20 protein-coding genes are annotated in these 22,675 nt (G+C 64.1%); 5 read left to right on the top strand and 15 right to left on the bottom strand.

Annotation, left to right across the window (positions count from 1 at the left end):
* Position 1 precedes the first annotated feature (1 nt).
* The 7 genes from ACR65N_RS19670 to ACR65N_RS19640 form a co-directional block, all read right to left on the bottom strand.
* Positions 2-394 carry a group II truncated hemoglobin gene (locus ACR65N_RS19670; RefSeq protein ID WP_440458368.1) on the bottom strand — a complete coding sequence of 131 codons (393 nt, stop codon included), beginning with the start codon at positions 392-394 and terminating at the stop codon, positions 2-4.
* Positions 395-473: 79 nt separating this feature from the next.
* Complete coding sequence (locus tag ACR65N_RS19665; protein WP_440458367.1) at positions 474-761, bottom strand: hypothetical protein; 288 nt, start codon at positions 759-761, stop codon at positions 474-476.
* 69 nt (positions 762-830) lie between these two features.
* Positions 831-2,729 (bottom strand): ABC transporter ATP-binding protein, encoded by a 1,899-nt coding sequence (locus ACR65N_RS19660; RefSeq protein WP_440458366.1) that lies wholly within the window; start codon positions 2,727-2,729, stop codon positions 831-833.
* A gap of 14 nt (positions 2,730-2,743) precedes the next feature.
* Complete coding sequence (locus ACR65N_RS19655) at positions 2,744-4,606, bottom strand: ABC transporter ATP-binding protein (protein WP_440458365.1); 1,863 nt, start codon at positions 4,604-4,606, stop codon at positions 2,744-2,746.
* Positions 4,607-4,867: 261 nt separating this feature from the next.
* Positions 4,868-5,644 (bottom strand): ATP-binding cassette domain-containing protein, encoded by a 777-nt coding sequence (locus ACR65N_RS19650; RefSeq protein WP_430307731.1) that lies wholly within the window; start codon positions 5,642-5,644, stop codon positions 4,868-4,870.
* Positions 5,644-6,726, bottom strand: a complete 1,083-nt coding sequence (locus tag ACR65N_RS19645; protein WP_440458364.1) for an ABC transporter permease — start codon at positions 6,724-6,726, stop codon at positions 5,644-5,646. Before ACR65N_RS19645 ends, ACR65N_RS19650 begins: the two co-directional genes overlap by 1 nt.
* 180 nt (positions 6,727-6,906) lie before the next feature.
* Positions 6,907-7,932 carry a sugar ABC transporter substrate-binding protein gene (locus ACR65N_RS19640; protein ID WP_440458363.1) on the bottom strand — a complete coding sequence of 342 codons (1,026 nt, stop codon included), beginning with the start codon at positions 7,930-7,932 and terminating at the stop codon, positions 6,907-6,909.
* Positions 7,933-8,146: 214 nt separating this feature from the next.
* Between ACR65N_RS19640 and ACR65N_RS19635 the strand changes: the two genes are divergently transcribed.
* The 3 genes from ACR65N_RS19635 to ACR65N_RS19625 all read left to right on the top strand — a co-directional run bounded on the left by ACR65N_RS19635 (position 8,147) and on the right by ACR65N_RS19625 (position 12,701).
* Positions 8,147-9,379, top strand: coding sequence for an ROK family transcriptional regulator (locus ACR65N_RS19635; RefSeq protein WP_440458362.1), 1,233 nt, complete (start codon positions 8,147-8,149; stop codon positions 9,377-9,379).
* Positions 9,380-9,466: 87 nt separating this feature from the next.
* The gene (locus tag ACR65N_RS19630; protein WP_440458361.1) at positions 9,467-10,348 is read left to right on the top strand and encodes a helix-turn-helix domain-containing protein; all 882 of its coding nucleotides are present in this window, start codon (positions 9,467-9,469) and stop codon (positions 10,346-10,348) included.
* A gap of 154 nt (positions 10,349-10,502) precedes the next feature.
* Complete coding sequence (locus tag ACR65N_RS19625; RefSeq protein ID WP_440458360.1) at positions 10,503-12,701, top strand: TonB-dependent siderophore receptor; 2,199 nt, start codon at positions 10,503-10,505, stop codon at positions 12,699-12,701.
* Between the two features lie 81 nt (positions 12,702-12,782).
* Here the strand turns inward: ACR65N_RS19625 and ACR65N_RS19620 are convergent, their stop codons facing one another.
* From ACR65N_RS19620 to ACR65N_RS19590, 7 genes are all read right to left on the bottom strand, one after another.
* Positions 12,783-14,063, bottom strand: a complete 1,281-nt coding sequence (locus ACR65N_RS19620; RefSeq protein ID WP_430307725.1) for a TRAP transporter large permease — start codon at positions 14,061-14,063, stop codon at positions 12,783-12,785.
* Complete coding sequence (locus tag ACR65N_RS19615; protein ID WP_430307724.1) at positions 14,063-14,584, bottom strand: TRAP transporter small permease; 522 nt, start codon at positions 14,582-14,584, stop codon at positions 14,063-14,065. The genes ACR65N_RS19620 and ACR65N_RS19615 overlap by 1 nt, the downstream gene beginning before the upstream one ends.
* A gap of 91 nt (positions 14,585-14,675) precedes the next feature.
* Positions 14,676-15,650, bottom strand: coding sequence for a TRAP transporter substrate-binding protein (locus tag ACR65N_RS19610; protein ID WP_440458359.1), 975 nt, complete (start codon positions 15,648-15,650; stop codon positions 14,676-14,678).
* Positions 15,651-15,699: 49 nt separating this feature from the next.
* A complete protein-coding gene (locus ACR65N_RS19605) occupies positions 15,700-16,581 on the bottom strand; it encodes an amidohydrolase family protein (protein WP_440458394.1) in 882 nt (293 codons plus the stop codon).
* Positions 16,581-17,717: a mandelate racemase/muconate lactonizing enzyme family protein gene (locus ACR65N_RS19600; RefSeq protein ID WP_440458393.1), complete on the bottom strand. Its 1,137-nt coding sequence runs from the start codon at positions 17,715-17,717 to the stop codon at positions 16,581-16,583. Before ACR65N_RS19600 ends, ACR65N_RS19605 begins: the two co-directional genes overlap by 1 nt.
* 10 nt (positions 17,718-17,727) lie before the next feature.
* Entirely contained in the window at positions 17,728-18,636 is a 909-nt protein-coding gene (gene kdgD / locus ACR65N_RS19595; RefSeq protein WP_430307721.1) for a 5-dehydro-4-deoxyglucarate dehydratase, read from the bottom strand.
* Between the two features lie 70 nt (positions 18,637-18,706).
* The gene (locus tag ACR65N_RS19590) at positions 18,707-19,459 is read right to left on the bottom strand and encodes a FadR/GntR family transcriptional regulator (protein WP_440458358.1); all 753 of its coding nucleotides are present in this window, start codon (positions 19,457-19,459) and stop codon (positions 18,707-18,709) included.
* 156 nt (positions 19,460-19,615) lie between these two features.
* On the opposite strand from ACR65N_RS19590, the gene ACR65N_RS19585 reads away from it, so the two are divergent.
* Positions 19,616-20,413, top strand: coding sequence for an NAD-dependent epimerase/dehydratase family protein (locus ACR65N_RS19585; RefSeq protein WP_440458357.1), 798 nt, complete (start codon positions 19,616-19,618; stop codon positions 20,411-20,413).
* Positions 20,414-20,567: 154 nt separating this feature from the next.
* Positions 20,568-21,872: a cytochrome P450 gene (locus ACR65N_RS19580; protein WP_440458356.1), complete on the top strand. Its 1,305-nt coding sequence runs from the start codon at positions 20,568-20,570 to the stop codon at positions 21,870-21,872.
* An 8-nt stretch (positions 21,873-21,880) separates the two neighbouring features.
* Here ACR65N_RS19580 and ACR65N_RS19575 read toward each other — a convergent pair whose 3' ends face one another.
* Positions 21,881-22,546 carry a sulfite oxidase-like oxidoreductase gene (locus ACR65N_RS19575; protein WP_440458355.1) on the bottom strand — a complete coding sequence of 222 codons (666 nt, stop codon included), beginning with the start codon at positions 22,544-22,546 and terminating at the stop codon, positions 21,881-21,883.
* Positions 22,547-22,675 lie beyond the last annotated feature (129 nt).

Genomic DNA, 22,675 nt, shown 5'->3' with positions numbered 1-22,675 from the left:
ATCACGTCTCCCGGTTCATCATGTGGTGCGCTAGCCGCTCGATCGGCGGCCAGATGATCTCGCGCAGCTTCGGGTTGGGAATGGTCTCTTCCATAGCCCTTGAAAAGCACAGCAGCCACTCGTCACGTTCCACCGGACCGATCGACGCCCCGAAGTGCCGGGACCGAAGACGCGGATGGCCGTGCTTTTCGACATAGACCGGCGGACCACCAAGATAGCCGGTGAGATAATCGTAGAGCTTGGCTTCGCTGCCGGAGAGGTCGGCGGGATGAATGGCGCGGCAACGGGCCGCCTCGGGAAGCGTATCCATCAGGGCGTAGAAGCGGTGGGTCAGCGCCTTGACCGTCGCATCCCCACCGATCGCCTCATACAGGGTTATCGTCTCGCCACTCATACCACCGTCCAGATGTCGTCTGCCAGCGTGTTAGCCCGGCAGACCGACGGCAGCAAGCGCCTTGGCTTCCGCTAGCACCTCATTCCGAGCCGGCGTCGATGTCCCTGGATCCCTCATCGGGAAGTGCGCCGGTGCCGGGTGTCTTGGATTCGTCGGTCGCCTTCGACCGCGCATGCGGACCGGCGGGCAGGGTCGCCTGAGTCGGATTGTTGCCGCTTTTGTCCTCGCCTTCCACGTCAGCCTGGGCCTGGTCGGCCTCGTTGACCTTGGCGCGGGCGTCCGGACCACCGACGATCGTGCCCTGACGCGGTGCGTCCGGAGCCTGTTCCTCACCGACGGCGCGCTGTGCGTTTCTGTCTTCGTTCATGGCGATCTCCTTGTTTCGCCAACAACGACGCGCAACAGTCATGGTTCCGCATCGACTGCCCTCGCCGGGTCAGGTGGCAGAGGAAGGCGCTGCCGCGTCCTCGACGATTTCTCCCGGGATGTCGTCGAATGAGGAGTAGTTGAGATTGTAGAGCCGCGCGTAAAGCTTGCCGTTGCGCATCAGTTCGGCGTGGTTGCCGCTTTCGATCAGTTCGCCGTTCTGCAGGACGATGATGCGGTCGGCCTCCCGGATGGTTGCGAGCCGGTGGGCGATGACGAGGCCGGTTCGGCCTTCCAGCAGTTTGACCAGCGCCTTCTGGATCAGCATTTCCGTGTAGCTGTCGATGTTGGCCGTCGCCTCGTCGAGAACCAGGATCTTGGCGTCTGCGACCAGCGCCCGGGCGAAGCTGATCAGCTGACGCTGACCGAGCGACAGGTTCCCCCCTCGCTGACCAAGCATGCTGTCGTAGCCCTCCGGCATGCGCAGGATGAAATCATGCGCTCCGACCGCCTTGGCTGCTTCGATCACCTGCTCGCGCGTCGCATCGGTGCGGTGATAGCGGATGTTTTCGAGGACGCTGCCGGTGAACAGAAAGGGTTCCTGCAGCACCATGGCGATCTGCCGGCCGAGCGATTCCTGCGTCAGGTCGCGCACGTCATGGCCGCCGACGAGCACAGCGCCCTGCTGCACCTCATAGAAACGATGGATCAGCGACATGCAGCTGGACTTGCCGGAACCCGTCGGCCCGACGAGCGCCACCGTTTCTCCCGGATTGACCTTGAAGCTGACATTCTTCAGCACCGGGTGCTTCGGATTGTAGCCGAACACCACGTCGCGGAATTCCACGGATCCGTCCATCTGCGGCGACAGTGCCGTTGCATCCGGCTTGTCCTCGATGTCGACGCGCACGTCGAGCACTTCCGTCAGCCGCTGGCCCGAAGCCATGGCGCGCTGCATGACCGAATACTGCAGGGTCAGCGAACGGATCGGGTCGAAGAACCGCTGGATGTAGAACAGGAAGGCCACCATCACGCCGACGTCCAGCGCCTGACCAAGCACGCGCGCACCACCGACGACGATGACCAGCGCCATGGCGACGCCGGTCAGCGTGTCGACGATCGGCACCATGACCTGGGCAAAACGGGCGGCCCGCAGATGCGTGAGGAGGTTGGCACGCGCCTTGTCGTCGAACAGGGTGAAGTTGACCGACTGGCGGTCCATGCCCTGCACGGCGCGGACGCCATGGATGGCTTCCGCCAATGCGCCGCTGGCCACCGAATTGGTCTCGTGCGCCGCCATGAACGACTGGCGCGCGCGCGGCAGCCAGAAGATCCGGACGATAAACAGCACCGGCAGGGCCGACAGCGTCAGCAGGCCGAGGCCGAAATCCAGGTAGAGCATGACGACGACGATGCCGATCAGCAGCGTGATATCGCCGACCGAAAGCACCGAGGTTTCGAGAAATTCCTGCATCGAGTTGACGTCGCCCTGCAGGCGAGACATCAGCCGGCCGACCTCGGTCTTGTCCATGAACGACAGCGAAACGCGCTGCAGATGCGAAAACATCGCGCGGCGGATGTCGAAGAGCACGTCCTCCGCCACGTTGCCGACAAGCGTTTCCTGCGCGTAGCTGGCGACGAAGTTTATGCAGATGGCGATGGCAAACGCGATCATCGCATCCAGCAGCGCGCTCTGGCTGCCGCCCGTCTGCATGCCGTGGTCGATCGCGTATCGGATGATCAGCGGGATGGCGAGCTGCATGGCGGTGAAGGCGAGAACGGCGATCACTGCCAGCACCACCTGTCGTCGGTAGGGGCGCACGAAGGCCCAGATGCGGCGGATGATCTTCTTGTCGAAGACCTTGCCGAAGATTTCTTCTTCGATGCGGTGCGAGCCGACCACGGCCCGCGGCGGACGGCGACCGTCGTCACGGACGTCGGAGCGCTCGGTTTCGAACTCTTCTGCCATGGGATCGTCCTTTCTCAGCCAGCCAGCACGTCGTCGCCGGGACGGATCTGCAGGTCGTAGAGCGCCCTGTAGCGGCCGCCTTGGCGGAGCAGCTCCTGGTGCGAACCCTGCTCGACGATCCGGCCGTCCTCGACGAACAGGATCCGGTCGGCATGCATCAGCGAACTCAGGCGATGCGCAACGATGATCGTCACCCGATCGGCGGCGTAGCGGCGCATCGCGCTCTGGATGCGCTGCTCGGTCGCCGCATCGATGGCGGCCGTCGAATCATCAAACACCATCACCGCCGGCTTCAGCATCACCGCGCGGGCAATCGACAGGCGCTGCTTCTGGCCGCCGGACAGCGACACGCCGCGTTCGCCGACGACCGTTTCATAGCTTGCCGGCAGCCCGAGGACGTAGTTGTGAAGCTGTGCACTTTCGCTGGCGCGGGCGATCTGCGCTTCCCGCGCCCACGGATCGCCGTAGGCGATGTTGTTTTCGATCGTCGTCGTGAACAGAAAGGAATCCTGCTGCACCACCACCACGGAGCGGCGCAGCGACTGCAGGCGCACGTCGCGGATATCCTGGCCGTCGATGGTGATGCGGCCGGCCGTGACGTCATAGAAGCGCGGGATGAGGTTGGCGATCGTCGACTTGCCGCTGCCGGGCGGTCCGACGATGCCGATGGTCTCGCCGCGACGGGCTTCAAACGAGATCCCGGCAAGCACCGCATTGTCGGGCGCAGCCGGATACGCAAAGCCGACATTCTCGAAGCGAAGCGTACCGTCCGTCAGCTTCAGGGCCGGAGCCTTCGGGTCGTCCTTGACGGCGATATCCATGTCCAGAAGCCCGAACAACCGTGCACCGCAGGTGGAGGCGCGGGCAAACGCGTTGACCATCAGGCCGAGCTGGCGCACCGGCATCTGCAGTATGGTCATGAAGGTGAGGAACGAGGCCAGCGTGCCGACGGTGATTTCACCGGTCGTCACCTTTCCGCCGCCGACCCAGAGGACGAGGCCCATGGCGGCGAAGAAGGACAGCGTCATGGCGCTGGTATTGGCAACGCGGATGCCGACGCGCTGATGGGCCAGCGTCAGCGCGTCGCGTGAGGCGGCGTCGAATTTGTCGAGTTCGTGCTCCTGCGCCGAGAAGGCGCGCACGACCCGGATGCCGCCGAGGTTTTCCTCCATCACCCGCGTCAAAACCTGCAGGCGCTCCTGCAGGTCGAGCCAGGTGGCGCGCAGACGCAGCTGGGTGACCGACGACCGCCAGCCGACGAACGGCACGAAGCTCAGCGCCAGCAGGCCGAGCACGATATCGGTCGACAGCAGCAGGTAGGCACCGAGCCCGATCAGCACCGACAGGAAGATCATCCGCACCAGCGCCGTCGAGAAGTACATGCGCACGCCTTCGAGATCGAGAAGGCCGATGGTGATCAGGTCGCCGGAATGGATCGTGTCATGGAAGCTGAAGGAGAGGCGCTGGATCTTTTCGTAGCAGGCAAGGCGCAGTTCGTAGCCGATGTGGTGGCCCACCGCTTCGCCGTAGTAGTTCTGCACCATGGTGAACAGGCCGCGCATGACGCTTGCCGCCAGCAGCAGGATCGCCGTCCACAGGAGTGCGTCCTGCGCCACGGATGCCGCATCGCCTCCCGCCATGATGCCCTGCGCCTGGTCCACGGCGCGCCCGAGCAGTTGCGGGATCATCAGCTGGAAACCCGAGGCGATGAACGTCGCACCGATTGCCGCGCCGGATTGCCAGGGGTGGCGGAAGGCCATCACGGTGATGCGTGTGAGGATCGACAGGCCCTTCCCCCAACCGGCGGCTTTAACATGGGCGAGCGAAGCGGAGACCTGTCTGGTTCCACTTGAGGGGTCGGATGTCACGATGGTCATTCCAATGTGATGAGCACCCGGCGGCGGGCCGGGGATAAGAACTATCGAGGTGAGGTCTGCACGTCGTAAATGGGAAACAGCATAAAGAACCGATTCTGCCCGAATCGGAAGCGCTTCTTTCAACAATCGTCGAAGGCGCGGGCATGCTCTGCAGTGGTGCAGAGCAGCAGACAGGTTCGACTGGCGTGACGGCCGGAGCTCGGCTTCGGATGGAAAAGCCGCGCGAAGCAGATCCGCGCGGCTTCAGAGATAGTGGAGATGTCAGGCGGCCAGCGGTTCGGGAACCTTGGCCCCGGTCATGAAGGCAACCGCATCCGACATCGTGTAGTCCTTCGGGTTGATCACCGTCAGTCGCCGGCCGAGCCGGTGGATGTGGATGCGGTCCGCGACCTCAAAGACATGCGGCATGTTGTGCGAGATCAGGACGATCGGGATGCCGCGCGAGCGGACGTCGAGGATCAGTTCCAGCACGCGGCGGCTTTCCTTGACGCCAAGCGCTGCCGTCGGCTCGTCGAGGATGATGACCTTCGACCCGAAGGCGGCGGCGCGGGCGACGGCAACGCCCTGCCGCTGGCCGCCGGAGAGTGTTTCGACTGCCTGGTTGATGTTCTGGATCGTCATCAGGCCGAGGTCGCTGAGCTTCTGGCGGGCAAATTTTTCCATGGCCGGCCGGTCGAGGGAGCGGAAGACGCTGCCCATGATGCCGGGTTTGCGGATCTCGCGGCCGAGGAACATGTTGTCGGCGATGGAGAGTGCCGGCGACAGCGCCAGGTTCTGGTAGACGGTTTCGATGCCGGCCTTGCGCGCCTCGATCGGCGAGCGGAAGTTGATCGGCTTGCCTTCGAGCGTGATCTCGCCCTCGTCGGGATGCACGGCGCCCGAGATCGCCTTGATCAGCGACGACTTGCCGGCGCCATTGTCGCCGATGACGGCCAGGATCTCGCCGGGGTAGAGATCGAAATCAGCCCGGTCGAGAGCGGTGACCCGGCCATAGCGCTTGACGAGGCCGCGGGCTGCCAGAATGGGTTCCTGTACCATTAGCCTGCTACCTTTCTGATCCACTGATCGATGGCGACGGCGCCGATGATGAGCACGCCGATCATGAGATAGGTCCATTGCGGGTCGGTGCCGATGAGGCGAAGCCCAAGCGCGAAGACGCCGACGATCAGCGCCCCGAACAGCATGCCGAGAATGGATCCGCGACCGCCGAACAGCGACAGTCCGCCGATCACCACGGCGGTGATGGATTCGATATTGGCGAACTGGCCGGCCGTCGGGGAAACCGAGCCGATGCGGCCGATGAGCGCCCAGCCGCCCAGCGCACAGATGAGGCCCGACAGCGTGTAGACCGAAATCAGCATCCGCTTGACGTTGACACCCGCCAGTTCGGCGGCTTCCGGATCGTCGCCGACCGCATAGAGATGGCGGCCCCAGGCGGTATGGTTGAGGACGTACCATAAGAGGGCGACCAGCAGGATCATGGCGATGACGCCATAGGTGAGGACCGCGCCGCCGAGGCGAACGTTCTGGCCGAAGAACTGCAGGAGGCGGGCATTCGCCTCGAGATCCTGGGCGCGGATGGTTTCGTTGGCCGAGTAGAGGAAGTTCGAGGCGAGCACGATCTGCCACATGCCGAGCGTGACGATGAACGGCGGCAGCTTCATCCGGGCGACCAGCACACCATTGATGAAGCCGCAGAGCGCGCCGACGGCAAAGCCGGCGACGATCGCCAGCGGCGTCGGGATGCCATAGTGGATCGCGAACTGGCCCATGACCACCGACGACAGCACCATGATGGCGCCGACCGACAGGTCGATGCCGGCCGTCAGGATGATCAGCGATTGCGCCGCACCGATGATGCCGGTGATCGCCACCTGCTGCAGGATCAGGGTCAGCGAAAAGGCGGAAAAGAACTTCGTCCCGAGAATGGAGCCGAACACCGCGAGCGACAGCACCAGCACGATCAGCGGCACGGCGGCCGGGCTCGAATGCAGGAAATGCTGGAACCGCTGCAGCGGCGTCTTGTCGTGCGTGTCGAACTGCGCAACGTGGGTCGCGCTTCCCGATAGGACCTTTTCGTATTCAAGATGTGATTTGCTGGCGGCTTCTGGCTCGCTCATCGTTTTTCCTCCCTAGTGCCTCTTGCGAGGAAATGAGGGCCGACGGGAGGACGATTTCCTCGCGTCATCGGCATTGAACGCAGTCTCCTGCGGCATCTTCAGGCTGGCGCATCGGCGCCGGCAGCCGGTTGGGAGGGCGGATGAACCGCCCTCCGGCTGATGTGCGAGCCTATCAGGCGATCAACCCCAGCACTTGGCCGTGCCTTCCTTGGTGTCGATCGAGGGCACGCCGTTGGCAGGCTTGTCGGTCACCAGCGAGACGCCGGTGTCGAAGAAGTTCTTGCCTTCGGTCGGCTTCGGCTTTTCGCCGCTGTCGGCGAACTTCTTGATCGCCTCGATGCCGAGCGATGCCATCAGCAGCGGATACTGCTGCGAGGTGGCGCCGATGATGCCTTCCTGGACGTTCTTGATGCCCGGGCAACCGCCGTCGATGGAGACGAGGAGCACGTCCTTCTCCTTGCCGACCGCCTTCAGCGCTTCATAGGCGCCGGCTGCGGCAGGCTCGTTGATGGTGTGCACGACGTTGATGGTCGGATCCTTCTGCAGAAGGTTTTCCATCGCCGTTCGGCCGCCCTCTTCGTTGCCGTTGGTGATGTCGTGGCCGACGATGCGCGGATCGTTCTCGTCGCCGATCCGGTTCGGATCCTTCGGGTCGATGCCGAAACCGATCATGAAGCCCTGGTCGCGCAGGATATCGACGGAAGGCTGCGACGGGGTGAGGTCGAGGAAGGCCACCTTGGCGTCCTTCGCCTTGTCGCCGAGCGTTGCCGCGGCCCACTGACCGATCAGCTTGCCGGCAAGCAGGTTGTCGGTGGCGAAGGTGGAGTCGGCGGCGTCCACCGGATCAAGCGGCGTGTCGAGGGCGATCACCAGCAGGCCGGCCTTGCGGGCTTCCTGGACAACCGGGACGATGCCCTTGGTGTCGGAAGCGGTCAGCAGGATGCCCTTGGCGCCATCGGCGATGCAGGTTTCGATGGCCGCCACCTGACTTTCGGAATCGCCGTCGATCTTGCCGGCGTAGGATTTCAGCGTGACGCCGAGTTCCTTGGCCTTGGCCGTGGCGCCTTCCTTCATCTTGACGAAGAACGGGTTGGTGTCGGTCTTGGTGATGAGGCAGGCAGACACATCGGCTGCCGATGCCGGCGCAGCGAAGACGACGCCAAGCGCAAGCGCGGCGAAGGCTGCGGTGAGAACGGAATTTTTCATGAGGCTCCTCCCAGATCGTGCATGTCCACTTTCGGACGTTTCGGGCACCGAGCGTTCGATGATGACCGGACGCCTCCTCCAAGCCGCCGATGCCCCGCGCTGCCATTAAGTGCGAAACAGGCAAGGCTGTCAATTATTAATTCCGGTTGAATTATTAATCGGCCGGCTCTAGTTTTGGCCAGTTGCAGAACCTGGCACCTGAGGAGGGGTGACCATGTCCGGAGGCGAAGTTCAAAGACCCGTTGCGCCTGTGATGCCGATTGCCGGACTGGCAGGCGGCTCCAACCAGGTACGCGTCCGAGCCTATAACGAGCGGCTCGTGCTGTCGCTCGTCCGGCTGCACGGTTCGCTGTCGAAGGCCGACATCACCCGCCTCAGCGGTCTGTCGGCCCAGACCGTCTCGGTGATCATGCGGGCGCTCGAGCGCGACAGTCTCCTGCTACGCGGCGAGCCGGTGCGCGGCCGGGTGGGCCAGCCATCCGTGCCGATGCGGCTCAATCCGGAGGCCGTCTATTCCTTCGGCGTCAAGATCGGCAGGCGCAGCGCCGACGTGGTGCTGATGGATTTTGCCGGCAACATCCAGCGCCAGGTGCGCCAGACCTATGCCTATCCCAAGCCGGCGGAAATCATCGACATCATCCTCTCGGGCATGACCCGTCTCGAGGCGTTGATGGACGAGGGCCAGCGGTCGCGGATCGCCGGTGTCGGCATTGCAGCGCCCTTCGAGCTGTGGAGCTGGGCCGAGGAGGTTGGCGCTCCCCCGGGCGCCATGGATGAGTGGCGCGGCGTCGATCTGCACGCCGAAATGTCGTCACGGATCCGCCATCCGGTCTACCTGCAGAACGATGCGACTAGCGCCTGCGGTGCAGAACTCGTGTTTGGCGTCGGCTCGTCCTATCCCGACTTCGTGTATTTCTTCATCGGCTCCTTCATCGGCGGCGGCATCGTCCTCAATTCGGCAGTATTCTCCGGCCGCACCGGAACGGCCGGGGCGCTCGGGCCGCTGCCGGTTCGCGGCAAGCAAGGCGAGAACCGCCAGCTGCTCGACATTGCCTCGATCTTCGTGCTCGAGAAACTGCTGCTGGAACAGGGCATCGATCCACAGCCTCTCTGGTATTCGGCAGACGAGTGGATCGACTTCGGCGAGCCGATGGAAAGATGGATCCGCGATACCGCCGAGGCACTGGCGCAGGCGGTGGTGGCGGCGGCTTCTGTCATTGATTTTGGCGCCGCGGTGATCGATGGCGGCTTTCCTGCCTGGGTGCGCAAGCGGATCGTCGAGGCGACGATCGCCGCCGTTTCCAAGCTCGACCTGCAGGGCGTCCTCATTCCCGACATCATCGAGGGCGCCGTCGGCGCCCAGGCGCGCGCCATCGGCGGTGCGAGCCTACCGATCTTCGCCCGCTACCTGACAGACCAGAGTGTGCTGTTCAAGGACCTCGCCTAACGCGGCTGGATCGTCGTTCCGAGCAAATTGCATCGGCATGACGTTCCTGATACTGGACAAAGATCGTCAACTTTTGGTCCGCCGGCCATGAACTTCCAACCGCGCATGCGCAACACCATCGAGGGCTTCTCGGTAGGCAACGGTTTCAGCCGCCGTTACTGGAACGGCATGGTCGCCGACGTCTGGAACGTCGAATGCGCCGCCTATGCCGGCGGACACTATACGGCATCGGATCCGCGGCTGTTCATCCTCCTCGGCATGCAGGGCGTCGGGCGGCAGGTCGTCAAGCGAAAGGCACAGGAAAAGGGCCAGGTGCAGAGCGCCGATCTCAGCCCGATCTCCTTCGTGCCCGCCGGCATGGACCTGTGGGTCGACATCAACGGCATCCAGTCGGTCAGCCATCTCGACATCCACTTCGACGCCGACGTCATCTGCCAGCGACTGCTGGATGATCTCGATCCGCGCCGGCTGGAGGATCCGAAGCTGCTGTTCTTCGACGAGCGGGCCATGGCGCTTGCCCGGCTGATCGCTGCCGAGTGCACCAATCCAACGCCGCTGCACGATCTCTACGGGGACGGCCTGGCGCTGTCGCTCATCGTCAGTGTGCTTGGTCTGCAAAAGCCGGAACAGCGAAAGCGCACGGCGCTTGCCTCCTGGCAGCTGCGGCGTGCCACCGATTTTCTCGAGGCGCATTGCCAGCGGACCGTGCGGCTGGACGAACTGGCGCGGCTGACCGGGCTCTCGGCCTCGCAGTTCAGCCACTCGTTCAAGGCATCAACGGGCGTCGCGCCGCATCAGTGGCAGATGAAGGAGCGGCTGCGGCGGGCAAAAGCCTTCCTCCTCGAAAGCGACCAGCCGCTGCATCTGGTGGCCGCCGACACCGGGTTTGCCGACCAGGCGCATTTCACCCGGGTTTTCCGGCAGTATGTCGGCACGACCCCGGCACGGTGGCGAAAAGTCCACACCTGATCCGCAAGTTCTTCCAACAGGGCGACGCCTCGGTCATTGCCCAAGATGGTGCAAAAGTCGTCGGCATTCGACAAGCGCTGCCGGATAATATGAACTAATCACTCATCTTATGAAGCCGCGAGGGGTAGCGTCGGCGCATCAGGGGCAGATCAACATGCAGACGAAGACGATGGGCGCGCGAAAGTCGGGAATGGCAGCCGGTATTGCCGTGGCGGCCCTGGTGGCCGGTTCTCCGGCGCTGGCGCAGGATGCTATCCAGCTGGATCCGGTCCTCATCCAGGGGCAGAAGGGCCAGGCCGGCGGCACGGGTCCGGTTCAGGGCTACGTTCCCCGCCAGACGACGGCCGGTGCCAAGACCGGTGCTGATCTCAAGGACATCCCGCAATCGGTCTCGGTCGTCGGCCGCGAAGAACTCGACGACCGGGGCGTGACAAACAAGATCGACGAAGCCCTGCGCTACACGGCAGGGGTCTCGGCCGAACCGTTCGGCACGGATGCCGACACGGACTGGGTCTACATTCGGGGCTTCGACGCCACCCAGACCGGCGTCTTCTACGACGGGCTGAACCTCTACGGCTACGGCTTTGGCGGCTTCCAGCTCGACCCGTTCATGCTGGAGCGCGTCGAGGTGCTGAAGGGACCGGCTTCGGTTCTCTATGGCGGCGCAAACGCCGGCGGCATCGTCAACCTGGTGCGCAAGCGACCGACCGACGAGCCGCTGACCTACACCGAAGCCGGCATCAACACGAACGGCAACGCCTTCTTCGGCTTCGACCTGTCGGACGCCGTCGGATCCAGCGAGACAATGACCTACCGGCTGACCGGCAAGATCGCCGGCGGCGACAACTATTCGGACTTCTCGAACGATTTTCGCGGCTTCATCATGCCGCAGCTGACGATCGCGCCGGATGAGGCAACGAAGGTGACGCTCTGGGGATCGTTTTCGGGCCTGGACCAGTTGCATGGCGGCGGCGGCTTCTTTCCCTATGTGGGAACGGTGGTTGATGCTCCCGGCTTCGGCAGGATCGCGCGCGATGCCTTCTATGGCGAGCCGGGGATCGATACCGGCGTCTCCAATCAGGAGATGGTCGGCTACGAGGTCGAACACGAATTCGACAGCGGCTGGAAAGTCTCGCAGAACGCCCGCTACGCGCATCTCTACAAGTACGAGAACGCCCCCTACCTCTATGGCTGGTACAGCCCGACGCTCGGTTCGGTATCGTCGCCTGCGACGTCGGATTTCCAGCTCAACCGGCTCGGCTTCGACCAGACGTCGAAGGTCAACACATTCCTCATCGACAATCGCCTGGAAGGCGAGGTCGACACCGGCCCGCTGCAGCATGCGCTGCTGTTCGGCCTCGATTACAAGTACTACGAGCTTTCCAACTACCAGGCCTCGACGTCGGCAACGCCGATCAGCGCCTCGAACCCCATCTATGGTGCTGCGCAGTCGGCCAACAACTCCTACAGCAACCAGACGATCACCCAGAAGCAGATCGGGCTTTACGCGCAGGACCAGCTCCGCTTCGGCGACGGCTGGCTGGTGACCCTCAACGGCCGCTATGACCATGTGGAAACGTCCACCCGCAACGGTCCGACCTTCTGGTCGCCGACGCAGGACTTTACCTATGACTATTCGAAGAGCGCCTGGACGGGTCGCGCCGGCCTCGCCTACGAATTCGACAACGGCCTGACGCCTTATGTCAGCGTCGCGAGCTTCTTCAACCCGGTCATCGCCGTCTCCGCTACGCCCGACAACAAGCCGGAAGAGGGCGTACAGTACGAGGCCGGCCTCAAATACGAGCCGACCTTCGTCGACGGCCTGTTCACGGCCTCGCTCTTCCACCTCACCAAGAAGAACGTCGTGGTCACCGATCCGGGTACGTTCCTCTCCAGCCAGATCGGCGAGGTGGAATCGCGCGGCGTCGAACTGGAAGCCAAGGTCAACCTGAACGACGACTGGAAGCTGCTCGGCAGCTTCACCTATACGGACCTCGAGGTGAAGGAAGACATCGTGCCGGCCTATGTCGGCAAGAGCCCGTACATCGTGCCCGACGTCCAGGCCGCCCTTTGGCTCGACTACAGCGTCCCGGTGCCGGCTCTCGAAGGGCTGAGCATCGGTGCCGGCGTCCGCTACCAGGGCGAAAGCTGGGCCAACCGCGAAAATACGCTGAAGGTGCCGGACGCGACCGTGTTCGATGCGGCCATCCGCTACAAGAAGGATGGCTGGGAGGGCTCGATCAACGTCGCCAACGTGTTCGACAAGGAATACGTCAGGGGATGCGGCGGCGCCACCACCTGCGGCTATGGCGAGGCGCGCACTGTCTTGTTCAAGCTGAGCAAAAGCTGGTAGCCGCAGCTGAAATGACGGGAAAGCGAAGGGCCGGCGGAGTGATCCGCCGGCCCTTCGCTTGTCCAGATACGGCCCGCTGGATCAGCGGAACAGGCTCGGCAGCCACAGCGAGAGCGCCGGGATGTAGGTGACGAGCAGCAGTACGGCGACGCTGGCACCGAAGAACGGCCAGATCGTTCGCATCGCCTCGCGGATGGTGATGCCGCCCACCGCGCAACTGACGAACAGCACCGTTCCAACCGGCGGCGTGTTCAACCCGATGCCGGCATTGAGGATCATGATGACTCCGAAGTGTACCGGGTCGATGCCGAAGGCTTTCACGACGGGAAGCAGGATGGGTGTCGAGATGATGACCATCGGTGCCATGTCCATGAAGGTGCCCAGCACCAGCAGGATGACGTTGATCATCAGGAGAACGATGATCGGATTGTCCGAGATCGCCGAGATGGCGGCAATGATCAGCGTCTGAACCTGGAGGAAGGCCATCAGCCAGCCGAACGAGGCGGCAGTGCCGATGACCAGCAGGACCATTGCCGTGGTGCGCACGGCGCCCATCACTGCCTCGACGAAGCCGTCCCAGTTCAGTTCTCGATACACCAGCATGGCGACGAGAAGAGCATAGATGACGGCAATACAGGAGCTTTCGGTTGCCGTGAATACGCCGGAGCGGACGCCGCCGAAGATGATGGCGATCAGCAGGATCCCCGGCATCGAGGCCAGAAAGTAATAACCGACGCGGGCAAAGCCTGGGAACACGTCGGCCGGATAGCCGCGCTTCACCGCAACCCACCAGGCGGTGAACATCAGGGCGCCAGCCAGCAGCAGGCCGGGGATGATGCCGGCGGTGAAGAGGTCGGCAACCGAGACGTTGCCGCCGGCGGCGATCGAGTAGAGGATCATATTGTGCGACGGCGGGATCATCAGCGCGATGATCGCGGCGTTGGCCGTGACGTTCACCGCATAATCCCGGTCGTAGCCGCGGGCAGCCATTTGCGGGATCATCAATCCGCCGACGGCGGACGCATCGGCAACTGCCGATCCGGAAATGCCGCCGAACAGCGTGGACGCGACGACGTTGACCTGACCGAGGCCGCCCCGCAGATGGCCGACAAGTCCGGCCGCAAAGCGGATCAGGCGGTGGGCGATGCCGCCGCGCACCATCAGGTCGCCGGCGAAGATGAAGAACGGGATCGCCATCATGGCAAACACGTTCATGCCGGAATTCAGCTGCTGGAAGACGACGATCGGCGGCAGGCCGATGTAGAGGACCGTCGCAAAGGATGCGATGCCCAGGCAGAAGGCGATCGGCATGCCGATCAGCATCAGGAGGGTGAACGAGGCGAAGAGAATTGTGTAGGCCATTACGCAGCCTCCTGCACGAGGACGTCGGCGGCGATTTCCTCGCCGATCGCGACATCTGCGAACCGTTCGGCAGCAAAGACCGCGATCATCACGCCGCCGAAGATCATCGGGAAGAAGTCGGTGCCGCCCGGCCAGCCGAGAACCGGAATGCTGGCGGTCCAGGTGCCCATGGCGAGCAGCGTCGAGTAGTAGGCCATGCCGATGCCGAAGAGGATGATGAGGCCGAGGCTGATGAGGTCCATGCCCTTCTGGATCGCCGGCGGCATCACGTAGCGGACGATATCGAGCCCGAGATGGACGCTTTCGCGAACGCCGACAGCGGCGCCGAGCATGATGAACCAGGACATCAGATAGAGCGATAGTGGCTCTGACCAGCTGGGCGAGTCATTCAGCACGTAGCGGCCAAAGACCTGCCAGCCGACGATCAAGGTCATGGCAACGATTCCGATACCGGCGATGTAGAGCATTAGGCGGCTCAGCACGGCGAGTGCCGGCCTTATCGTCCGCATGAAGTTTCTCATTTCCCCTAGTCCTCCTGCGCTTTCTGAAACATGCGCATGTACAGAGAAAGGGCCGTTCCGCTTTCGCGAACCGGCCCTTTCGGCAGTGATGTTACTGGACGGCCTGGATGCGCTCGAGGAGGTCCTTCAGCTTGGCGTCGGTGACGAACTTGTCGTAGACCGGCTTCATCGCGGCCGAGAATTCCGCCTTGTCGACCTTGATGACGTTGACGCCACCGGCCCGAACCTTCTCCTCGGAGGCCTTTTCACGCGCAGTCCACAGTTCGCGCATCTTGGCGACCGAATCCTTGGCGGCCTGGCGAACCAGTTTCTGGTCGTCTGGGGTCAGCTTGTCCCAGCTCATCTTCGACATCACCAGGATTTCCGGGTTCAGCGAGTGTTCCGTCAGCGTGTAGTTCTTGGCCACTTCGTAGTGGCGCGCGGACTCGTAGGACGGCCAGTTATTCTCAGCCCCGTCGACGACACCGGTCTCGAGCGACGAATAGACTTCGCCCATCGGCATCGGCGTCGGGTTGGCGCCGAAGGCCTGCATCATGGCGATCCACAGGTCCGACTGCTGGACGCGGATCTTCATGCCCTTGAGGTCGGCCAGCTTCTCGATCGGCTTCTTGGTGGTGTAGAAGGAGCGGGCGCCGGAATCGTAGTAGGCGAGGCCGATCAGGCCGTGCGGTTCGAATGCGGCAAGGATCTCGTCGCCGATCGGGCCGTCGACCGTCTTGTGCATATGGTCGGTCGAGCGGAACAGGAAGGGCATGCCGAGAACGACGGTTTCCTTCACCAGGTTGTTGAAGGGTGCGGCGTTGACGCGGTTAAGGTCGATAACGCCGAACCGGGTCTGCTCGATGGTGTCCTTTTCGCTGCCGAGCACCGAATTGTTCATCACCTGGACATTGATGCGGCCGTTGGACCGCTCCGACAGCAGCTGGCCCATGTACTTGACCGCCTCGACGGTCGGATAGCCGTCCGGATGGATGTCGGCCGAGCGCAGGCTGATTTCCTGGGCCTGGGCCAGTGTCGTGCTCATGGCAAGGCCAAGGGCCAGCCCGAGAAGTTTCGTCAGTTTCATGTTCGTCCTCCACTTTCGTTGTGCCAGGGTCTCCCGCCCTGGCGTACGGTCATGCGTCTCCTGCCCGCCATTTCGGCAGGCCGAACAGGGTCTCGGGATTGTCGACCAGCGCCTTGCGGCGGCCGTCATCATCGGCGATCCAGCCAAGAACGGTGTCGGTGAGCGCCCGGTCGTCGGGGTAGTCGTTCTGCTCGCGCGCCAGGTTGTGCGGCCAGTTCGTGCCCCAGACGATGCGCTCCGGCGCATGGGCGGCAAGCAGGCGGGCCACTGCGGCGACATCCTCGTAACCGGGACCGCCGCTCTTCGATGATTCGTAGACGCCGGCGAACTTGAACCAGCACCGGCCGCCGTCGATCAGCCGCCGGGTGGCCGCGATCTGAGGGCTCTCCGGCGTCACGCCGCTGAAGAACTTGCCGTGGTGGTCGAACACCCACCGTGATTTCAGCGCGGCAAGGCGCGCCTCGTGATCGAGGATCTTGCTGCCGTCGAACTGCACGGCGAGCATCCATCCGCGTGCCGCAGCCTTGGCGTCGAGAGCCTCCAACGCCGACAGGTCGGTCGCGCCGCCCGGAAGGTCCATGATCCTGAGCCCGACCACGCCCGCTTCTCCAAGTGCGTCGAGTTCGGCATCCGAGACATCCGCGCCGACGGCAGCCACGCCGCGTGCGACATCGCCCATCTCCTTGAGGCAGGCGACCAGGTTGCGGTTGTCACGCTGCTGGGCATTGCCCTGGGTGATGATGACGCGGTCGATGCCCAGCCACTGCATGAACTGGCGGTACTGCTGCGGCGTCGGCAGGTCGCCGGCCGGCAGGCCCGGGCCGCCGGGAAGCGACGGAAAGCCCGGCAGGTACATGTGCATCTGGGTGTCGACGCTCCCCTCCGGCAGCGTGATCAGGGGCTTTTCTCCGGACAGGGTGCGAACCAGCATCATGCGTCTCCCATGCGATATTCGGCGAGTGCGGCGCGGTCGATCTCGATACCGAGGCCGGGGCCGTCCGGGATCGCCACCACGCCGTCGACGTGGTCGATCGGCGTCTTGACGATTGCCTGCCGGAAAGGATTGTGGGTCCGGTCGAACTCGAGGATCGGTTCGATCGGGTTGACCCGGACCGGGCTCGGCACCATGGCCGCCATGAACTGCAGGGCGGCGGCGATATGCACTGCCGTCCCCCACACATGCGGAACGACGCGGATGCCATGCAGCGCTGCCAGATCGGCGACACGCTTTGCCTCGGTGAAGCCGCCGACGCCGGCGAGATCGGGCTGCAGGATGTCGACGCAGCGCGTTTCGACCGGCTCGCGCATGCCCCAGCGGGTATGCCAGGTTTCGCCGCCGGCGACAGGGATCGGCTGGCGGGCGCGTACTTCGCGATAGGCGGCGAGTTGTTCCGGCACGACTGGTTCCTCGAACCAGTCGATATCGAGTTCGGCGGCCGCCTGACCGAAACGGATCGCTTCGACGGCATCATAGCCGTGATTGGCATCGACCATGATGCGCATGTCGGGACCAACCGCCTCACGGGCGGCGCGTACGACCCGCAGATCCTCCTCGACGCCGAAGCCGATCTTGATCTTGGTGGCGTGGAAACCTTCGGTCCAGTAGCGCGCGACGTCGGTCGCATTGTCTTCCACCCGATCGACGCCATCCCGCTTGAAGCTGCCGGTGGCATAGGCCCGGACGCTCTCGCGGAAACGTCCGCCGAGCAGCACGGAGACCGGCACACCGAAGCGCTTGCCCTTGATGTCCCAGAGAGCCATGTCGATGCCCGACAGAGCGGTGATCGTCAGGCCGCGCTGCCCCTGGTCGCGCAGTGCATTGTAGAGCCTCGCCCAGATCTTCTCGTTCTGCAGCGGATCCTCGCCGACCAGCCAGCCGGCATAGGCCGCCACCACCGCGGCATTCGGGCGCGCCGGGCCGAGGCATTCGCCCCAGCCGATCGTGCCGTCGTCGCACTCGATCTCGACCAGCACGTGGGCGCGGCGATCGAAGCGCATGGAAGCGCTTTCGAAGGCAACGTCGAGCTTGTGCTCAAGAAGGTGGGTGCGGACCGCGGCGATCTTCATCGGCACACCATCAGCTCCGCTTCCAGGGACCGATGAGATCGAGCAGCATGCCTTCCTCTTCTCGTGTCAGGTCGTCGAGCGGCGCACGCACCTTGCCGGCGTCGAAGCCCTGCAGGCGCACGCCGGCCTTAATGGCGGCGACGGCATAGCCCTTGCGGCGGTTGCGGATGGCCATGAACGGATAGAAGAAGTCGCGCAGGATCTTCTCGCAGTGCTCGCGCTCGCCGGCGCGCAGCGCCTTGTAGAACTCGACCGCGAGACCCGGCACGAAGTTGAAGACGGCGGATGAATAGGTTGTGAAGCCGGCGCCGAGATAGGCTTCGGCAAACAGTTCCGCCGTCGGCATGCCGCCGAGATAGGTCAGCCGGTCGCCCATGGTGGCGGTAACCTGGCGAACGAGGCCGATATCGCCCGTGCCATCCTTGAAGCCGACGAGGTTGGGGCACTCGTCACACAAGCGCTTCAACGTATCGACGGACAGGATGGAGTTGTCGCGGTTGTAGACCATGACGCCGATGCCGACGGACTGGCAGATCTTCTTGACGTGGTTGTAAAGGCCTTCCTGCGGCGCGTCGATCAGGTAGTGGGGCAGGAGCAGGATCCCGTCGGCGCCGGCCTTCTCGACCGATTTCGCCAGCTCGACACCGACATGGCTGCCGAAGCCGCAGCCCGAAACAATCGCCGTATCGCCGGCCGCTTCCTTGGCGGCAGCGATGATCCCGGGGATCTCGTCGGGCGAGAGAGAGAAGAATTCGCCGGTACCGCCGGCGGCGAAGAGGACCGGTGCGTCAAATCCCGAAAGCCACTCGACATGGCGGCGGTAGCTCTCCGGCTGAAACTGTCCTTCCGCATCGAAGTGCGTCACCGGAAAGGACAGAAGGCCAGCGCCGAGCGCCGCCTTGATCTCTTGTGGCGTCATTCTTGGATTTCCTCTCTGGTTGTAGCCTCCGTTGGTTGTCGTATATATTCACCATACAAGTGTCAATTAGTTATCTTACAAATTGCCGTTGGCCACGCAGCAGCGCCCGATAGCGCGATTGGCTGCCGCGCAGGTGCCGGCGCATGGCTTCCCGCGCCGTGTCCTCGTCGCCGGTCGAGATGGCGCTGACGATGGCATCGTGCTCCTCCGTCAGCAGGCGAATATAGGCCGCCTGGTCTTCCTCGCTTTCCTCGTTGCGCAGGGCGGCGCGCGGAATGACGCTCTTGCCGATCATCGACAGGAAGTCCCGGAAGCGCGGATTGTTGGTGGCTTCGGCGATCGCCAGGTGCAGCGAGAAATCGGCCTCGCTGCTCGGTCGGCCGGCCTCCAGACACGCCTGGACCGCATAGTGACAGTCGATGATCACCTCTTCCTGAGCCGGTGAACGGCGCAGAGCCGCAAGACCGGCCGCCTCCACCTCGACGGCAGTTCGGAGCTCGAGGAACTCGATAACCGAGGAAACGCGGGCGTGATCGACGTTCTCGATCGAAAGGCCGGCTCCGGTCGTGCCTGACGGAAGATCCAGCACGAAGACGCCGGCGCCCTGCCGGGCCTCAACCAGTCGGTCGGAGCGCAGCGCCGCAATCGCTTCCCGAACAACGGTCCGGCTCACGCCGTGCGCCTCTCCCAGCTGTGCCTCGCTCGGCAACTTGCTGCCGGGCGGGTACTGCCCGCCGGCAATCGACTGGCGCAAGGCCTCGCTCAGGCGCGATGCCAGCGTACCTGAGCCCTGGTGAGGCCTGCCCCGGGTGGCGACGCTCATGTCGTTTCCTTCGTGTTCGGACCCTGCCGGAAGAACAAGGTGTCTCAATCGTACTAGCTCTAGCGTGTTGACGCTCGTCTGCCAACATGTATGATAAATCATCCTGTCTGGGAGACAAGTTGGCGCTCCCACACCGCCATCCGAGGAGGAATTTGCGTGAAAAGACTGCTGATCACCGGTGCTGCCGGGGCACTTGGGCGGGCCATGCGCGCCCGCCTGGCGCCGCTGGCCGAGACGTTGCGCCTTTCCGACATCAGCGACCTCGGTACGGCTGCGCCGCATGAGGAGCTCGTCCAGTGCGACCTTGGCGATGCGGAGGCTGTCCATCGGCTGGTGTCGGGCTGCGACGCCATCCTGCACCTGGGCGGCATTTCAGTGGAGGACAAGTTCTCCAAGATCCTCAACGCCAACCTGCTGGGGATGTACAACCTCTACGAGGCGGCGCGGGCGAACGGCCACCCGCGCATACTGTTTGCCAGCTCCAACCACACGGTCGGCTTCTATCGCCAGGACCAGCACATCGACACCACCGCGCCGATGCGTCCGGACGGCCTTTACGGCGTCTCCAAGTGTTTTGGCGAGGCGATCGCCCGGATGTATTTCGAGAAGTTCGGCCAGGAGACAGCGCTGGTGCGCATCGGCAGCTGCATGGAAAAGCCGAGCAACCAACGCATGCTGTCGACCTGGATGTCCTACAATGACTTCAAGCTGCTGATCGAGGCGGTGTTCCGCGCGCCGATGCTCGGCTGCCCGATCGTCTGGGGCATTTCCAACAACGATAGCCGGTGGTGGGACAATTCGCACGCAGCCTATCTGGGCTGGAAGCCGCAGGACAATGCCGAGAGCTACCGCGCCGAGCTCGATGCGACGCTTGGCCGGCCGGATCCCACCGCACCGCTTGCGGTCTACCAGGGCGGCAACTTCGTCAGGGATCCGATCTTTCCGGAAGCCTGACCTCCTTTGCCAAAATTAATGAAGCAGCCGGCGCCCCCAGCGCCGGCTGCTTTCGTTTGGGCTGGCGGCGGTGGACGGGCTTCCGGAACATCAGGCTCATTCCATTGTTCGCGCAGCTTTGGCGGATGCCGGGTCCGTCTCGAAGGGAAGCCGCATGCCGCAAGATTTCACCAAAGCCAGCCTTGCCGAGACCCTGCAGGTTCTGACCCGCGTCATCGGGCCGACCTTCGCCAAAGGGGTGATCATCCGCCGGCCATCGATGGAACACAGTGCCGCCCGCTTCGGTCTCGACAGCCGTGCGATCGCGACGCTGCAGCGGTTGCGCGATGCACATGGCGGACGCGCGGTCCTGCTCAATCTTCCAGTCCGGCCGCATCTGGTGCTGCTCGATCCGGCGGATGTCGACCACGTGCTGCAGCGCTCGCCGGATCCCTTCGCGACCGCGACGCGCGAGAAACGGGCGGCGCTGAACCATCTGGAGCCGGGCAATGTGCTGATTTCCGGCGCGCCGCGGCGGGCGCAGCTTCGGCCGCTGCACGAGGCGGCGCTGGCGACGGCCGAGCGCGTGCATCCGTTGGCGGCACGGTGCACGGCGCTGGTCGAGGCGGAGTTCGGCGCGGTGGCAGGGCATATGCCGGGCAGCGAGTGGGGCTGGGAGGATTTCTCGACTGCCTGGTTCCGCATCGTCCGGCGGCTGGTACTGGGCGACGCGGCGCGAAACGACGAGGCGTTCACGGCGCTCCTCGACCGTGTGCGCGGCCGGGCGAACTGGGCCTATTTCCTGCGGCAGAACAGGGCTTTGCGGGAAGAGCTCCTGCGGCGGATCGGCACATACCAGGCGAATGCGGATCCGGGATCGCTTGCCGCCCGCATGCCGCGCGACGAAGCGATCGAGCCGGCAAGCCAGATCACCCAGTGGCTGTTCGCCTTCGACCCTGCAGGCATGGCGACCTTCCGCACGCTTGCGCTCCTGGCGCTGCATCCGCATATCGCCTCGCAAGCCCGCGCCGAGGCCGCCGCCGGTCACGGGGACCGGCCTTTCACCCGCCGCTGCTTTCTCGAATCGCTGCGCCTCTGGCCAACGACGCCGGCCATCCTGCGCGAGGCGACAACGGATGTTGCATGGGGTGGAACGCGGCTGGAGAAGGGGACCGGCATCCTGATCTTCACGCCGTTCTTCCACCGGGATCGGGCGCGGTTCACCGACGCCGACCGGATGAACCCGGACATCTGGCTCTCCGGCGACAGCTTGCCGCTGCAGGGGCTGGTGCCGTTCAGTGCCGGTCCGGGTCTTTGTCCGGCGCACAATCTCGTGCCGCTGCTTGCAAGCCTTGCGATCGGTTTCTTTCTGTCACGCAGCCAGTTGTCGCTCGTCGGGCCGCGCATGGATCCCGAACGCCTGCCCGGCACGCTCGATCACCGGGCCATCCGGCTCGCGCAGACGCAGACTTCGGCCTAGCAAGAAGGTCAGTCTTCCGAGTAGCGCTGCTCTGACCACGGGTCGCCGCGCATGTGGTAGCCGTTCTTTTCCCAGAAGCCCGGCCCGTCCTGGCGGGTAAACTCGATGCGCGTCAGCCATTTGGCGCTCTTCCAGAGGTACAGATGCGGCAGCACGAGGCGCATCGGGCCGCCATGCTCGCGGGTGATCGGCTGACCCTCCCAGTGCGTGGCGAGGATCGCATCTTCGGCGGCGAAATCCGACAGCAGCAGATTGGTGGTGTAGCCGTCGAAACTGGTCAGCATGACCGCATCCGCTTCCGGCTTCGGGTGAACCAGATCAAGCAGGTCGCGGACCATCACACCCGCCCAGGTGTTGTCGTAGCGCGACCAGGTCGTCACGCAGTGGATGTCGGACATGGTCTTTGCCTGCGGCAAAGCGAGGAACTGCTGCCAGTTCAGCGTCACCGCGTCGTCGACCTCGCCACGCACATCCAGTCGCCACTGCATCTCGGAGATCTGCGGCTGCTGCCCAAGATCGAGCACCGGCCAATTCTTGACGAGATGCTGGCCGGGCGGCAGGCGATCGGTCTCGGGGCGCGAGATGCGGCCGGTGAGGAAGCGGCCTTCGGCGGCCCATTTGCGCTTGGTGGTGGTCAGCTTGGTATTTTCGGGTTCGGAAGGATCATCCGTCATCGTCGCCTCCTCGCGCTCGGGCAGGGTCCGGCGCAGTCCGCGCCCGACCCATGCCGGAATAGGTGGATGTCCCGGCCTCTGCGTCAAGTCCGCCTCGGGCGAAGCAGGGTAACGAAGGTGCCTTTCGGC

This window comes from Rhizobium sp. SAFR-030 (assembly GCF_059415005.1).
Note: the sequence above shows the minus strand (reverse complement) of the source record. Positions and strands in the feature narration are given on the sequence as shown.